We start from the raw sequence: 15,338 nt of genomic DNA on the forward strand, positions 1-15,338 counted from the left end.
CGACCATGAGCCCCACCTCCAACGACCACATCGTCAAGAGCTACGACAGCGAGCTCAAGCGCCTGGACGGCGAGATCCAGCGCATGGGCGGGATCGCCATCGCCCAGCTCGACGCCGCCATCGACGTGCTGCAGCGCCGGGACAGCCAGGCGGCCATGCGGGTGGTGGCCAACGACGAGGCCATCGACACGCTGGAGCACGAGGTCAGCCACGACGTGCTGCGCCTGCTGGCGCTGCGCCAGCCGATGGCGCGCGACCTGCGCGAGGTCTATGCGGCGCTGCGCATCTCGTCTGACATCGAGCGCATCGGCGACTACGCGGCGAACGTCGCCAAGCGTTCGATCGTGCTCAACCAGACGGCGCCGGTCTCGGCGGCGCGCGGGTTGCCGGCGCTTGCCAAACTCGCCAACACGCTGGTGCGCGAGGCGCTGGAGGCCTACACCGCCCGCGACGCCGACCGCGCCATGGCGGTGCGCAGCCGCGACGCCGAACTCGACGCCGAATACACCGGCCTGTTCCGCGAGCTGCTGACCTACATGGCCGAGGACCCGCGCCAGATCACGGCCTGCACGCACCTGCTGTTCATGGCCAAGAACATCGAGCGCATCGGCGACCACGCCACCAACATCGCCGAGAACACCTGGTTCTGGTGCACGGCGAGCAGCCCGAAGGCGAGCGCGAAAACGCGACCTCACCAGCCAGTGACACGCTTGCGCTGTTGCGCAAGTAGATCCATCGCGCGGGGGCAGGTGTTCGAGTGTGTGCCGGGATCGTTCGAGGCGATAGGCCGCCGCACGAGGAAACTTTCCGGGACACGCCGCAAGTACGTCCCTGTAGGCTCTTCAGCGACGTCCATGTCGCTGAAGGTCCGGAAAAGTTCCCTCGCACGACGGCCTGTGGTCGATCTGGTCCGGACTGTCGAACTCGAAGAGCCTCGCGAGCCCATGCCCCAGATCGGCATCCCGGCCCTGACGGTCCGCAGGTCGTCGTGCGTGAGGTCTTTTTCCGCGGCTTCGAAAACATGGACGTTTTCGAAGAGCCTCCATGGATGGATTCACGGCGTCCGCGGAAAAAGACCTCACGTACGGCGGCCTATCGCCACGAACGAGCCCGGCACAGCCACCCCGGCACCAATATTCTTGCGCAGCAATGACTTAGCTACGGCAGGCCAGGAAGGCAGGGACACCCGCGACCGGCAGGGCTGGGGTAGAATGCGCGGGCTCGATGCGTGGTGCGGGAGAGGCTGGCCAAGGCCAGCGCCGAAGGCGTAACGCCCGTAATCGCTCAGGACCCGGAACCGTACCGCGCGAGCAACTCTGGAGAGACCGGTTCATTCCGGCGCCGAAGGGGCATGGGACCGCAGGGAACGCGGCCCAAAACTCTCAGGCAAAAGGACAGAGGGGCGCCCCGTGCATCCATGCACGGCCCTCCCCTTTGCCCGGACCGCCCATGAACCGCGACAGCCTGCGCTCGCTCGAGCAACACGACGCCTTCCTCGAACGCCACATCGGCCCCAATGACGCCGAGATCGCCCACATGCTGCGCGTCGTGGGCCACGACAGCCTGGATGCCCTGACCGACGCCATCGTGCCGGCCAGCATCAAGTCCGCCGCCCCGCTGGCCCTGCCGGCGCCGGTGACCGAAGTCGAGGCCATCGCCAAGATCCGCGCCATCGCCGACCGGAACCAGGTCTTCCGAAGCTTCATCGGCCAAGGTTATTACGGCACCCACACGCCGAACGTGATCCTGCGCAACATCCTCGAGAACCCGGCCTGGTACACCGCCTACACGCCCTACCAGGCCGAGATCTCCAGGGCCGCATGGAAGCGCTGATCAACTTCCAGACGATGTGCGCCGACCTGACCGGCATGGAGATCGCCAACGCCTCCCTGCTGGACGAGGCCACCGCCTGCGCCGAGGCCATGACCCTGGCCAAGCGCTCGTGCAAGTCGAAGTCCAAGGTCTTCGTGGTCTCCAGCGGCCTGCATCCGCAGTCGCTGGAGGTGATCCGCACCCGCGCCGAACCGCTGGACATTGAAGTGGTCGTCGCCGATGACGCCGACGCGGCGGGCATCGACGCCTTCGGCGTGATGCTGCAGTACCCCGACACCTTCGGCCGCATCAACGACTACAGGGCCCTGGCCGAAACCGTGCACGCGCGCGGCGGCCTGGTCGCCGTCGCCACCGACCTGCTGGCGCTGACGATGATCGCCGCCCCGGGCGAATGGGGCGCCGACATCGTGGTCGGCAACAGCCAGCGTTTCGGCGTGCCCTATGGCTTCGGCGGCCCGCACGCGGCCTTCATGGCCTGCAAGGACGCCTTCAAGCGCTCGATGCCGGGCCGCCTGATCGGCGTGTCCGTCGACGCCGAGGGCAAGCCGGCTTACCGCCTGACCCTGCAGACCCGCGAGCAGCACATCCGCCGCGAAAAGGCCACGTCCAACATCTGCACCGCACAGGTGCTGCTGGCCGTCATGGCGTCCATGTACGCCGTCTACCACGGCCCCGAGGGCCTGACCCGCATCGCCCGCCGCACGCATCGCCTGGCGGCGATCCTGGCGGCCGCGCTGCGTGGCGCCGGCGTGGGCGTCGGCGACGGCTTCTTCGACACCCTGCACATCACCGGCATCGACGCCGCGGCCGTGCACGCGAAGGCCGAAGCCGCCCGCATCAACCTGCGTCGCCTCGACGCCGGCAGCCTGGCCATCAGCCTGGACGAGACCACCACGCGCGAAGACGTGGTCGCACTGGCCGCGCTGTTCGGCGTGGAAGCCGACGTGGACGCGCTGGACGCGGCGGTGACCAAGGCGGTGCCGGCGGCGCTGTGGCGCACCAGCACCTTCCTGCAGCACCCGGTGTTCAACACCCACCACAGCGAACACGAGCTGCTGCGCTACATGCGCGCCCTGGCCGACAAGGACCTGGCGATGGACCGCACCATGATCCCGCTGGGCAGCTGCACGATGAAGCTCAACGCCACCGCCGAGATGATCCCGGTGACCTGGCCGGAGTTCGGCAACATGCATCCGCTGGCGCCGGCCGCGCAGACCACCGGTTACAAGGCGCTGATCGAAAGCCTGGAGGCGATGCTGGTCGAATGCACCGGCTACGACGCCGTCAGCCTGCAGCCGAACTCCGGCGCGCAGGGCGAATACGCCGGCCTGCTGGCGATCCGCGCCTACCACCGCAGCCGCGGCGAAGCGCACCGCGACATCTGCCTGATCCCGGATTCGGCGCACGGCACCAACCCGGCCAGCGCGCAGATGTGCGGCATGACCGTGGTCGTCACCAAGACCGATGCCAACGGCAACGTGGATGTCGCCGACCTGCGCCGTGCGGCCGAGAAGTACAGCGACCGCCTGGCCGCGCTGATGATCACCTACCCGTCCACCCACGGCGTGTTCGAAGAGGATGTGGTCGAGATCTGCGAGCTGATCCACAAGCACGGCGGCCAGGTCTATACCGACGGCGCCAACATGAATGCGCTGGTCGGCCTGGCCAAGCCCGGCAAGTGGGGTTCGGACGTGTCGCACCTGAACCTGCACAAGACCTTCTGCATCCCGCACGGCGGCGGCGGCCCGGGCGTGGGCCCCTGCGCGGTGAAGTCGCACCTGGCGCCCTTCCTGCCGCGTCCGCTCGACAAGAACGGCCTGCGCACGGAGGGCGTCGGCGCCGGCGATGTCGGCATGGTGTCGGCCGCCAGCTTCGGCAGCGCCTCGATCCTGCCGATCAGCTGGATGTACGTCACCCTGATGGGTGCCGAAGGCCTGCGCAAGGCGACCCAGGTGGCCCTGCTCAACGCCAACTACATCGCCACCCGCCTGGCGCCGCACTACAAGACGCTCTACACCGGCCGCAACGGCCTGGTGGCGCACGAGTGTATCCTGGACCTGCGCCCGCTCAAGGACGCCACCGGCATCAGCGCCGAGGACGTCGCCAAGCGCCTGATCGACTTCGGCTTCCACGCCCCGACGCTGAGCTTCCCGGTCGCCGGCACGCTGATGGTGGAGCCGACCGAAAGCGAATCGCAGCACGAACTCGACCGCTTCATCGACGCCATGATCCAGATCCGCGACGAGATCCGCGCGGTCGAGGACGGCCGCCTGGACCGCGAGGACAATCCGCTGAAGAACGCGCCGCACACCGCCACCGCGGTCTCGGCCAGCGAGTGGAGCCACGCCTACCCGCGCGAACTGGCGGTGTTCCCGCTGGCCAGCCTGCGCCAGCAGAAGTACTGGCCGCCGGTGGCACGCGTGGACAACGTCTACGGCGACAAGAACATCATGTGCGCCTGCATCCCGGTGGATGCGTACAAGGACGAAGCCGAGGCCTGATCGACCGGCGAAGACGTGTCAGGAAGGCCCCGCGATGCGGGGCCTTTCGTTTGGGCCGGCTATCGCGCCACGGCACCCGAAACCGCCGCCAACTTCGCCGCCGCCGCATCGGCCTTGCGTTCGCTGTAGCGGCTGGTCAGGTAATCGCTGCGACCGCGCACCATCAGGGTGAACTTCACCAGTTCCTCCATCACGTCCACGACACGGTCGTAGTAGGCCGAGGGTTTCATGCGCCCGTCGTCGTCGAACTCCTGCCAGGCCTTGGCCACCGAGGACTGGTTCGGGATGGTGACCATGCGCATCCAGCGGCCCAGCACGCGCAGCGCGTTCACCGTATTGAACGACTGCGAACCGCCGCAGACCTGCATCACCGCCAGGGTGCGCCCCTGGGTGGGCCGCACGCCGCCCTGCTCCAGCGGCAGCCAGTCGATCTGGTTCTTGAACACCGCGGTCAGGGTGCCGTGCCGCTCCGGGCTGACCCAGACCTGGCCTTCGGACCAAAGAGACGAAGCGCGCAGCCGCTGCACCTCCGGATGCTCGGGCGCCACGGACCCCACCAAGGGCAATCCCGCCGGATCGAACACCCGCGTCTCGGCCCCGAAATGCCGCAGCAACCGCTCGGCTTCCAGCGCCAGCTTGCGGCTGTAGGACTCGGGCCGCAGCGAGCCGTAGAGGATCAGGATCCGCGGCGCATGGCCGGCGCCATCCATGGCCAGACCGGCCAGGCTGGGGTCTGCAGGGCGCCGGGGCTGAGGTTGGGAAGCAGGTCTGTCATGAAATCGTCCCGGGAGGGCTGGCATACTTCGATTGTTCAAGTAATATCGAATCGAAGCCCCCGCCGTCAACCGGCCGCAAGGAACCCGCCCATGGACGCCACCATCGCCGTCACCGCCCTGTCCGCCCTGGCCCAGCAGCACCGGCTGGCGATCTTTCGCCGCCTGGTCGAGCTCGGCCCGGCCGGCGCCTTCGCCGGCGAGATCGCCGAACACCTGGGCCTGGCCGCCAACACCCTCTCCTTCCACCTGCGCACCCTGCAGCAGGCCGGCCTGGCCGTGCCCGAACCCCAGGGCCGCAACATCCGCTACCGCGCCGACTTCGCCGCCATGCAGGGACTGGTCGATTACCTGACCGAAAATTGCTGCGGTGGCGACCGCAACGGCTGCGCGCCGGCCAAGTCCACCTCGGCCTGCTGCTGAACTCCACGCACGAGACCTTCCCATGACCCTGAAAATCGGCATCAACGGCTTCGGCCGCATCGGCCGCCTCGCCCTGCGCGCGGCCTGGACCTGGCCGGACGTGGAGTTCGTCCGCATCAACGACCCGGGCGGCGACGCCGCCACCCTCGCCCACCTGCTCAACTTCGACTCGGTGCATGGACGCTGGGACCGGGAGGCGGGCCATGACGGCGAAAACATCGTGATCGATGGCAAGCGCATCGCCGTCACCCGCAACAAGGCCATCGCGGAAACAGACTGGGCCGGCTGCGACGTGGTGATCGAAGCCTCCGGCAAGATGAAGACCGCCGCCGTGCTGCAGGCCTACCTTGACCAGGGCGTGAAGCGGGTCGTGGTCACGGCGCCGGTGAAGGAAGCCGGCGTGCTGAACGTGGTGATGGGCGTGAACGACCACCTGTTCGATCCGGCGAACCATCGCATCGTCACCGCCGCCAGCTGCACCACCAATTGCCTGGCGCCGGTGGTAAAGGTGATCCACGAAGGCCTGGGCATCCGCCACGGCAGCATCACCACCGTGCATGACCTCACCAACACCCAGTCCATCCTCGACCAGCCGCACAAGGACCTGCGCCGCGCCCGCGCCTGCGGCATGAGCCTGATCCCGACCAGCACCGGCTCGGCCACCGCCATCACCGAGATCTTTCCCGAACTCAAGGGCCGCCTGAACGGCCACGCGGTGCGCGTGCCGCTGGCCAACGCCTCGCTCACCGACGCGGTGTTCGAGGTAGAACGCGCGACCACCGTCGAGGAAGTGAACGCGCTGTTCAAGGCCGCGGCCGAAGGCCCGCTCAAGGGCATCCTCGGTTACGAGACGCGGCCGCTGGTGTCCATCGACTACCGCACCGACCCGCGCAGCAGCATCGTCGACGGCCCGTTCACGATGGTGGTCAACGGCACCCAGGTGAAGGTGTTCGCCTGGTACGACAACGAATGGGCCTACGCCAATCGCACCGTGGAACTGGCGCGCAAGGTCGGCCGGGCGTGACGCCGGCGGCGTCCACCGGTTCGCCGCTGACCGGCCAGTACCTGCTGGTCACCGGCAACTACTGGGCGTTCACGCTCACCGACGGCGCGTTGCGCATGCTGGTGCTGCTGCATTTCCACGAGCTCGGCTACACGCCGCTGCAGGTGGCGATGCTGTTCCTGTTCTACGAAGTGTTCGGCGTCATCACCAACCTGGTCGGCGGCTGGCTCGGCGCGCGCCTGGGCCTGAACCGCACCATGAACCTCGGTCTGTTCCTGCAGATCTGCGCGCTGGCGATGCTGGCCGTGCCGGCGGTGCTGCTGACCGTGCCCTGGGTGATGGCGGCGCAGGCGGTCAGCGGCATCGCCAAGGACCTCAACAAGATGAGCGCCAAGGGCAGCCTGAAGCTGCTGGTGCCGGGCGACCAACAAGTGCGCCTGTACCGATGGGTCGCCGTGCTCACCGGGTCGAAGAACGCGCTCAAGGGCGTCGGCTTCTTCCTGGGAGCGCTGCTGCTGGCGGCCCTGGGCTTCGACGGCGCGGTGCTGGCGATGGCGGCGGTGCTGGCGGCGGTGTGGATCGGCAGCCTCGTTTTCCTGAAAGCCGACCTGGGCAAGGCGAAGGCCAAGCCGAAATTCCGCGAGCTGCTTTCGAAGAGCCCGGCCATCAACCGGCTGTCGGCAGCGCGGCTGTTCCTGTTCGGCGCGCGCGACGTCTGGTTCGTGGTCGCGCTGCCGGTGTTCCTGGCCGACCGGCTGGGCTGGAGCCATCCGCAGATCGGCGGTTTCCTGGCGCTGTGGATCATCGGCTACGGCTTCGTGCAGGCGGCGGCGCCGGCGCTCACCGGCCTGCGCCGCGGACCGGTGCCCGACGGCCGCACCGCCCTGCGCTGGGCGCTGCCGCTGTGTGTGCTGACCGCCGGCATCGCTCTCGCACTCGGCACGGGCTGGCCGGCGCAGACGGTGCTGATCGGCGGGCTGCTGGGCTTCGGCGTGCTGTTCGCGCTCAACTCGGCGCTGCACAGCTACCTGATCATCAGTTACGCGCGCGAAGACGGCGTGTCGCTGGACGTGGGCTTCTACTACATGGCCAATGCCATGGGCCGGCTGCTGGGTACGGTGCTGTCAGGCGCGATCTACCAGGCCCACGGCCTGGCCGCCTGCCTGTGGACCTCGGCTGGACTGGTGGCCTTGGCCGCCGGGGTGTCGCGCAGTCTTCCCCGTCACGCACCGCAAACCTAAACGCGAACTGAATCCTGCGGCCCGCCGCGCGAATCCTTCGCCCCGGCGCAGGGCTCTTTCCACCGTGTGACAGCAGCGACGATCCGGTCCATGCTGAGCAACGCGGAGGACGCCCGACCCATGCAAACCCTGGCCTGGACCCACGACCTGGAAGCCGCCCGTGCCGGCGACCGCCCGGCGCTGGAGCGCGTGCTCAGCCGGTCGCGCCAGGACCTGCGCCGTTACGCCGAGCACCACTGCGTGGTCAACGATGCCGAGGACGCCGTGCAGGAAGCCCTGTTCACCGCCTCGCGCCGGCTCACCGACCTGCGCCAGCTGGAATGTTTCGCCTCCTGGCTGTTCCGCATCGTCAAACGCGAATGCAACCGGCTCAAGCGCGGCCTGCGCGGCCTGCGCCAGGAACCGATCACCGAGGACATCGCCGCCGCCTGCACGCTGCATCAACAGGGCCTGGCGCAGGACCTGGCGGCCGCGCTGGAATCGCTGCCCGCCCACTACCGGGAGATCGTGCTGCTGCGCGACCTCGAAGGCCTGACCATCGAGGAACTTTCCGACCGCCTGGGCCTGACCCGCGAAGCCACCAAGGCGCGACTGCACCGGGCGCGCTCACTGGCCCGTGAATACCTGAAAGACTGACTTTTCCCGCGGGTTCGCCCGCACCATCCCAAGAGAGAGAGATGACCATGTCCAAGAAGACCCTGAAACCCGTGGTACTGGCCGCCGGCGCCGTGATGCTCGGCAGCATGGCCCTGGCCAACTCCGCGTTCGCCATGAGCAGCCTGGCCCAGGGCTACCAGGTCGCCGGCAGCGAAGCCGCGACCGACGACAGCAAGGCCGAGGAAGGCAAGTGCGGTGAAGGCAAATGTGGCGAGGGCAAGTGCGGCGACGACAAGGCCGGCCACGAGGGCAAGTGCGGCGAAGGCAAGTGTGGTGAAGGCAAGTGCGGCGGTGACAAGAAGGCCGAAGGTGAAGGCAAGTGCGGTGAAGGCAAGTGCGGCGACGACAAGAAGGCCGAGGGCGAGGGCAAGTGCGGCGAAGGCAAGTGCGGCGGCAACGGCTGATCGCGCGATGACGGCCATCCGACCCCTTCCCCGATGGCCGCCGGCCTCGGCCTGCGGCGGGCCCTGATGGGTCCGCTGCAGGCTGCGGCGCCGGGTGATTTCGATTTATGGAATGCGCGCCGGACAACTGGATCGGCGTCGGCGGACGCTTCGGCGAGGCATTGCGCGAACTGACGGCGAAACATCCGCTGGTCTGCCACGGCCTGTCACTTTCGCTGGGCGCGGTAGAACCTTTCGACCAGACCTACCTGCTGAAGCTGCGGCGTTTCCTCGACGAACACCGCGTGCCGGTCTTCAGCGAGCACCTGTCCTACTGCAGCGACGACGGCCAGCTGTACGACCTGATGCCGATCCCGTTCACCGAAGAGGCCGTACATCACGTCGCCGGCCGCATCCGCGAGGTGCAGGACGCCCTGGGGCGCCGCATCGCCGTGGAGAACGTCTCCTACTACGCCGCGCCCTACCAGGCGATGCCGGAAATCGACTTCCTGAATGCGGTGCTGGCCGAGGCCGACTGCGACCTGCTGCTGGACGTCAACAACGTCTTCGTCAACGCGATCAACCACCGCTACGACGCCCACGAATTCCTGCGCCGCATTCCCGGCGAACGCATCGCCTATTTCCATGTCGCCGGCCACTACGACGAAGCCGAGGACCTGAAGGTGGACACCCACGGTGCCGCCGTGAAGCCCGACGTGTTCGCCCTGCTGGACGAGGCCTGCCGCCTGTTCGGCCCGCGCCCGGCCCTGCTCGAGCGCGACTTCAACTTCCCGCCCTATGCCGAGCTGGTCGCGGAAGTGGCGGCCATGCGCGCCGTGCTCGCACGGCATGCCCCGGCCGAGGTCCGCCATGCCCGCGCCTGAGAGCCTGCGCGCGCAGCAGTTCGAACTGGCCGCGTACATCCGCGACCCCGACGGCGCGGTGCCGCCGCCTGGCATCGAGGCGCGACGCCTGGCCATCTACCGCGACCTGTTCTTCAACAGTCTGCAGGGATTGCTGGCCGGGAATTTCCCGGTCATCCGCAGGATCCTCGGCACCGACGGCTGGCAGGAGCTGGTGCGGGACTTCTATCGCGAATTCCGCTGCAGCACGCCGTTTTTCCCCGAGCTGCCCCGCGAGTTCATCCAGTACCTGCTGTTGCGCACCGAGGAAGACCGCGGCGATGCGCCCTGGCTGCCGGAGCTGGCGCATTACGAATGGGCCGAGCTGGCGCTGGACCTGAGCGAGGCCGATCCGGCCGACGAACCGCACGATCCCGCGGGCGACCTGCTCGCCGGCGTGCCGCTGCCTTCGCCGCTGGCCTGGCCGCTGGCGTATTCGTGGCCGGTGCATCGGCTGTCGCCGGAGTTCCAGCCTGCGTCGATGCCGGATACGCCAACCTTCCTGCTGGTGCAGCGTGACGCCAGCCACAAAGTGCGATTCAGCGAACTCAGTGCCCTCACCTTCCGGCTGCTGCAGCGGCTGTCGGAACAGCCCGATCTCACCGGCCGCGAACAGCTGCTGGCGCTCGCGGCCGAAGCCCAGTCAGCGGACCCGGAGGCGTTCGTCTTGCCGGGCCGCGACATGTTCGATCAACTGCGTGCCGGCGGCGTGGTCCTCGGCACCCGCAACTGACAACGGAGTCATCATGCGAAACCACTTGAGCGAGCGCTGGATCGCGCTCACTGAACGACTGGACGGCGTCGGCGACTGGCTGGCGCCGCTGGGCCTGCGCCTGATCCTGGCCTGGGAATTCTGGGAAGCCGGCATCGAGAAATACCGCGGCGAGAACTGGTTCGGCAGCATCCAGTCCGACTTCCCCTTCCCTTTCAACCGGATGCCGCCGGACCTGAGCTGGACGATGGCGACCTGGTTCGAACTGGGCGGCGCGATCGCACTGTTGCTGGGCCTGGGCACGCGCTTCTTCGCCTTCAACCTGTTCGTGCTGACGATGGTGGCCACTGCGTCTGTGCACTGGCCGATGAACTGGCAGACGCTGCAGGACCTGGCCATGGGCTACGCGATCAGTGACAAGGGCTTCGGCAACTTCAAGCTGCCGCTGATCTTCGCGGTGATGCTGCTGCCGCTGGTGCTCAAGGGCGCGGGCAAGTTCAGCCTGGATGCGCTGATCGCCTCGCGCACCGGTGCCGGCCCGCGCCAGGTGGTGCAGGACCCGCTGGCCTGGGGTCTCGCCGGTCTGGTGGTGGGCCTGCCCTTGGCCCTGCTGCTGCCGACCCTGGGTTTGACGATCGCCATCGCCGGCGCGCTGCTGGTGGCGCTGGACCGCCTGCTGCTGGCCTGAGCTGCTCTGTTATCCTGCGCGGCATGGAATCAAGCTCCCTGCCGCGCATGGCCGAACGTTTTCGCGGCTTCCTTCCCGTGGTGGTGGATGTCGAGACCGGCGGCTTCGACTGCACCCGGCATGCCCTGCTCGAGATCGCCGCGATCCCGATCGAACTCGACGCCGATGGCTACTACGTGCCGGGCGAAACCGTCAGCACCCATGTCGAACCCTTCGTGGGTTCGGAGATCGACCCCAAGTCGCTGGCGATCACCGGCATCCGGCTCGACTCGCCGCTGCGGCGCGCTCGAGGAACGCGCCGCGCTCGACCACATCTTCGCGCCGGTGCGCGCCGCGGCGAAACGCAACGGCTGCCAGCGCGCGATCCTGGTCGGGCACAACGCCCACTTCGACCTGGGTTTCCTCAATGCGGCGGTGGCGCGCGTGGGCCACAAGCGCAATCCCTTCCACCCCTTCAGCACCTTCGACACGGTGACGCTGGCGGGCATGGCCTACGGCCAGACGGTGCTGAGCCGTGCGGTGCAGGCCGCGGGCCTGACCTGGGATGGTGAACAGGCGCATTCGGCCGTGTACGACACCGAACGCACGGCGCAGCTGTTCTGTGCGGTGCTGAACCGCTGGCGCCAGACCGCCGGACAGGATTGAAAACGGTCAGGCGGCGGGCGGATTGCCGCGGTTGCGGAAGCGCGCCGCGCGGGCCTTGGTGCCGCGCCACAGGCCATACAGACTGATCGCGATCCAGCAGAACTGCATCACCGTGGCCGAGATCACGTCCTTGAACTCGGCATCCGAGCAGAAGATCGAGGTCAGGATGAAAATCGCGCCGAACAGGTTGGCCAGCTGGTAGCCGACCGAATCCCCGGCCAGCTTGCCGGCCTGCAGCAGGAAAAACGACACCAGCACGAAACCGACGCCGGCCAGTCCCACGAAGTCGAACCATTGCAGGCTCATGCCTTAGCTCCCCGTTGACGGACGACTTCGAACAAGGCCACGCCGGTGGCGACCGAAACGTTCAGGCTCTCCATCTCGCCGGGCATCGGGATCTGCACCAGCCCGTCGCAGTGTTCGCGCGTCAGCCGGCGCATGCCCTCGCCTTCGCCGCCCATCACCAGCGCGACATTGCCGGTGAAGTCGATGCCGTGGATGGCCTGGGTGGCGCTGCCGTCGAGGCCGTAGATCCAGACGCCCAACTCCTGCAGCGCGCGCAGCGTGCGCGCCAGGTTGGTGACGCTGACCACCGGGATGCGGTCGGCGGCGCCGGCCGAGGTCTTGCGCACGGTGGCGTTGATTGGCGCCGCCTTGTCCTTGGGGATCACCACGGCGGTGACGCCGGCCGCGGCCGCACTGCGCAGGCAGGCGCCGAGGTTGTGCGGGTCCTGCACGCCGTCGAGCACCAGCACGAGCGCCTTGCCGCCGGCTGCCTCGACCAGGCCCGGCAGTTCCTTCTCATCCGTCGGCTTGGCCGCTTCGTACCGGGCGATCACGCCCTGGTGGCGCAGGCCGCCGGCGATGCCTTCCAGCGACTGCAGCGGGATGCGCCGCACCGACACGTCGCGGCGGCGCGCCGTTTCCTCGATCTCGGTCAGGCGCGGGTTCTTCGCGCCCGCTTCCATCAGTACCTCGCGCACGTGTTCGAGGTCGTGCTCCAGCGCCGAGGCGACCGCGTTGATGCCGGCGATCCAGTTGTCTTTCTTGCTCATCGTCTGTTCCCGTGTGGCCCGGCCGCTGGCTCAGGCTTTTTCTTTTTCTTCGGCGCGCCTTCCGGCACCACCAGCTTGAAGTCGATCCGCTTGTCCTCGACGCTGGCCTTGAGCACCAGCACCCGCACCGGGTCGCCCAGCCGGAACTTCAGCCCCGTGCGCTCGCCACCCAGCGAACGCCGCAGCGGATCGAAGTGGTAGAAGTCGTGCGGCAGCTGGGTCACGTGCACCAGGCCGTTCACCTTCGAGCCGGCCAGCTCGACGAACAGGCCGAAGTTGGTGACGCCGCTGACCACGCCGTCGAACTCGTCGCCGACGTGTTTTTCCATCCAGGCGCTGCGGTAACGCTCGTCCACCTCGCGCTCGACCTCGTCGGCGCGACGTTCCATCGTCGAGCAGTGCAGTGCCAACGCCGACATTTCCTTCAGCGTGTAGCGGTAACCATCCGGGTCACCCGACAGCAGCGCATGCTTTATGGAACGGTGCAGCAGCAGGTCCGGGTAGCGCCGGATCGGCGAGGTGAAGTGCCCGTAGGCCTCCAGCGCCAGGCCGAAGTGGCCCAGGTTCTCGGTCTGGTACACGGCCAGGCTCTGCGAGCGCAGCAGCACGGTTTCCAGCAATGGCGCGTCGGGCCGCACGCGGATCTTGCGCAGCAGCTGGGTGAAATCCTTGGGCTGCACCTTCGACCACGGCGGCAGGCTGAGGCCGAACTCGGACAGGTATTCCAGCAGGTCGGCGTACTTGGCCTCCGGCGGCCGTGGGTGCACGCGGAACGGGGCCGGGATCTGCTTGGCGGTGATGTATTTCGCGGCTTCCACGTTCGCCGCGATCATGCATTCCTCGATCAGCTTGTGCGCGTCGTTGCGCTCGAGCATGCCGGCCTGGATCACCTCGCCCTTGTTGTCGAGCACGAAGCGCACTTCGCCAGACTCGAACTCGATCGCGCCACGGCGGGTGCGGGCCTTGGCCAGCACCTTGTACAGCTGGTGCAGGCGCTGGACCTGGGGCAGCAGCGAACCGACCTGCACCAGCGCCTCGGCGCCCTCGGCGGTGTCGGCCTCGCCCACGGCTTTCCAGACCTGGGTATAAGTCAGGCGCGCGTGCGAGCGCATCACCGCCTCGTAGAACTTCGAGCGGGTGACATTGCCTTCGAAGTCCACCTGCATGTCGCAGGCGAAACACATGCGTTCGACTTTCGGCATCAGCGAGCAGATGCCGTTGGACAGGGTCTCGGGCAGCATCGGCACCACGAAACCCGGGAAATACACCGACGTCGCGCGCTTGACCGCCTCGTCGTCCAGCGCCGTGCCGGGCCGCACGTAATGCGAGACGTCGGCGATGGCGACGATCAGGCGGAAACCCTCGGCATTCGGTTCGCACCAGACGGCGTCGTCGAAGTCCTTGGCGTCCTCGCCGTCGATGGTCACCAGCGGCACCTTGCGCAGGTCCACGCGGTCGCGGGTTTCGGCCTCGGGCACCTCCACCGGCACCAGCGCGGCTTCGGCCAGCGCCTCGCGCGGGAATTCGTGCGGCAGGTCGTGGCCGTGGATCGCCGCCTGCACCACGAGCGACGGTGTCAGCTTGTCGCCCAGCACCAGCAGGATGCGGCCCATCGGCGGGCGGCCCTTCTCCGGCGGCGCCGTGACTTCGACCACCACCAGTTGCCCTTCGCGGGCCTCGTTGCGGTCTTCCGGCGGAATCAGCACCTCGGTCAGCACGCGGCGGTCGTCCGGCACCACCATGCCGATGCGCGAACGTTCGCTGTAGCGGCCGGTGAGGCGCGTCAGGCGATGTTCGAGCACTTCGACGATGGCGCCTTCGCGGCGGCCGCGACGGTCCACGCCTGTGACGCTGGCGAGCACACGGTCGCCGTGCAGGGCTTTGCGCAGCTCGCCGGGCGGCAGGAACAGGTCCTCGCCGCCGTCCTCGGGCTTGAGGAAACCGAAACCGTCGGGATTGGCGATCACCGTGCCGGCGATCAGGTCGAGCTGGCGGGCGGCGGCATAACCGCCGCGACGGTTCATCAGCAGCTGGCCGTCGCGCAGCATCGCCGCCAGCCGGCGCGACAGCGCATCGAAGCGGTCCGGCGCGGTCAGGCCCAGGGCCCTGGCGATGTCCTCGGCGGTCAGTGGGCCGTCGCTTTCGGCCAGGAACTCGACGATGGCCTCGCGGCTGGTGATGGGCTGTTCGTATTTCTGCGCCTCGCGCGACGCATGCGGGTCGTGCCTGGCGGCCCCGGCAGGTCCGGGCCGCGGACCACGCGGCGGTTTGCCGCCCCGGGCCGGTGGTCCGGAACGTTTGCCGACGCGGGCGGGTTTGCCGGAATCGGCGGCGCGGGCGGGTTTCGGGCCGCCCGGCCTGGCTGGCTTGCCAGCCTTGCCCGCCTTGGGCGAGCCGCCCGGCTTGGCGGACTTGGCGGGCGTGGCGCCGCGCATGCTTTCCGGCATCCAGGACGGCAGTTTGCCGGCCGCTGCGGGCTTCTTCGGGGGTTTTGTCATGGCCGAATGGTACACCCGCCCGCC

Annotated in this window: 11 protein-coding genes, 4 pseudogenes and 1 riboswitch; of the genes and pseudogenes, 11 read left to right on the forward strand and 4 right to left on the reverse strand. The window is 68.2% G+C overall.

Features of this window, described 5'->3' with window-relative positions; genetic code table 11:
• Nucleotides 1-5: 5 nt before the first annotated feature.
• Nucleotides 6-730, forward strand: a pseudogene (gene phoU, locus FRZ33_RS15545) (phosphate signaling complex protein PhoU).
• 576 nt (nucleotides 731-1,306) lie between these two features.
• A riboswitch (glycine riboswitch) is annotated at nucleotides 1,307-1,408 on the forward strand.
• A 41-nt stretch (nucleotides 1,409-1,449) separates the two neighbouring features.
• Nucleotides 1,450-4,334, forward strand: a pseudogene (gene gcvP, locus FRZ33_RS13445) (aminomethyl-transferring glycine dehydrogenase).
• A 59-nt stretch (nucleotides 4,335-4,393) separates the two neighbouring features.
• Here the strand turns inward: gcvP and arsH are convergent.
• On the reverse strand, nucleotides 4,394-5,044 hold the full coding sequence (gene arsH, locus FRZ33_RS13450) for an arsenical resistance protein ArsH (protein WP_227977900.1): 651 nt from the start codon (nucleotides 5,042-5,044) through the stop codon (nucleotides 4,394-4,396).
• A gap of 156 nt (nucleotides 5,045-5,200) precedes the next feature.
• On the opposite strand from arsH, the gene FRZ33_RS13455 reads away from it, so the two are divergent.
• From FRZ33_RS13455 to rnt, 9 genes and pseudogenes are all read left to right on the forward strand, one after another.
• Nucleotides 5,201-5,530 (forward strand): ArsR/SmtB family transcription factor, encoded by a 330-nt coding sequence (locus FRZ33_RS13455; RefSeq protein ID WP_146910226.1) that lies wholly within the window; start codon nucleotides 5,201-5,203, stop codon nucleotides 5,528-5,530.
• Nucleotides 5,531-5,552: 22 nt separating this feature from the next.
• Complete coding sequence (locus tag FRZ33_RS13460) at nucleotides 5,553-6,554, forward strand: ArsJ-associated glyceraldehyde-3-phosphate dehydrogenase (protein WP_146910228.1); 1,002 nt, start codon at nucleotides 5,553-5,555, stop codon at nucleotides 6,552-6,554.
• Nucleotides 6,551-7,774, forward strand: coding sequence for an organoarsenical effux MFS transporter ArsJ (arsJ, locus tag FRZ33_RS13465; RefSeq protein ID WP_227977901.1), 1,224 nt, complete (start codon nucleotides 6,551-6,553; stop codon nucleotides 7,772-7,774). Before FRZ33_RS13460 ends, arsJ begins: the two co-directional genes overlap by 4 nt.
• 120 nt (nucleotides 7,775-7,894) lie before the next feature.
• Entirely contained in the window at nucleotides 7,895-8,410 is a 516-nt protein-coding gene (locus FRZ33_RS13470) for an RNA polymerase sigma factor (RefSeq protein WP_146910656.1), read from the forward strand.
• 47 nt (nucleotides 8,411-8,457) lie between these two features.
• Entirely contained in the window at nucleotides 8,458-8,835 is a 378-nt protein-coding gene (locus FRZ33_RS13475) for an HvfA family oxazolone/thioamide-modified RiPP metallophore (RefSeq protein WP_146910232.1), read from the forward strand.
• A gap of 33 nt (nucleotides 8,836-8,868) precedes the next feature.
• Nucleotides 8,869-9,698, forward strand: a pseudogene (locus tag FRZ33_RS13480) (HvfB family MNIO-type RiPP peptide maturase).
• Nucleotides 9,685-10,449, forward strand: coding sequence for an HvfC family RiPP maturation protein (locus FRZ33_RS13485; RefSeq protein ID WP_146910234.1), 765 nt, complete (start codon nucleotides 9,685-9,687; stop codon nucleotides 10,447-10,449). Before FRZ33_RS13480 ends, FRZ33_RS13485 begins: the two are co-directional and overlap by 14 nt.
• Before the next feature lie 13 nt (nucleotides 10,450-10,462).
• Entirely contained in the window at nucleotides 10,463-11,116 is a 654-nt protein-coding gene (locus tag FRZ33_RS13490) for an HvfX family Cu-binding RiPP maturation protein (protein WP_146910236.1), read from the forward strand.
• 47 nt (nucleotides 11,117-11,163) lie between these two features.
• A pseudogene (gene rnt / locus FRZ33_RS13495) lies at nucleotides 11,164-11,761 on the forward strand (ribonuclease T).
• Nucleotides 11,762-11,767: 6 nt separating this feature from the next.
• On the opposite strand, the gene FRZ33_RS13500 reads toward rnt, so the two are convergent.
• The 3 genes from FRZ33_RS13500 to rnr are packed head-to-tail and all read right to left on the reverse strand — an operon-like array spanning nucleotide 11,768 to nucleotide 15,263.
• A complete protein-coding gene (locus tag FRZ33_RS13500; protein ID WP_146910238.1) occupies nucleotides 11,768-12,067 on the reverse strand; it encodes a CBU_0592 family membrane protein in 300 nt (99 codons plus the stop codon).
• Nucleotides 12,064-12,816: a 23S rRNA (guanosine(2251)-2'-O)-methyltransferase RlmB gene (rlmB, locus tag FRZ33_RS13505; protein WP_146910240.1), complete on the reverse strand. Its 753-nt coding sequence runs from the start codon at nucleotides 12,814-12,816 to the stop codon at nucleotides 12,064-12,066. Before rlmB ends, FRZ33_RS13500 begins: the two co-directional genes overlap by 4 nt.
• A complete protein-coding gene (gene rnr, locus FRZ33_RS13510; RefSeq protein ID WP_146910657.1) occupies nucleotides 12,813-15,263 on the reverse strand; it encodes a ribonuclease R in 2,451 nt (816 codons plus the stop codon). Before rnr ends, rlmB begins: the two co-directional genes overlap by 4 nt.
• Nucleotides 15,264-15,338: the final 75 nt, after the last annotated feature.

The organism is Arenimonas daejeonensis, assembly GCF_007993735.1.
Taxonomy (GTDB): domain Bacteria; phylum Pseudomonadota; class Gammaproteobacteria; order Xanthomonadales; family Xanthomonadaceae; genus Arenimonas; species Arenimonas daejeonensis.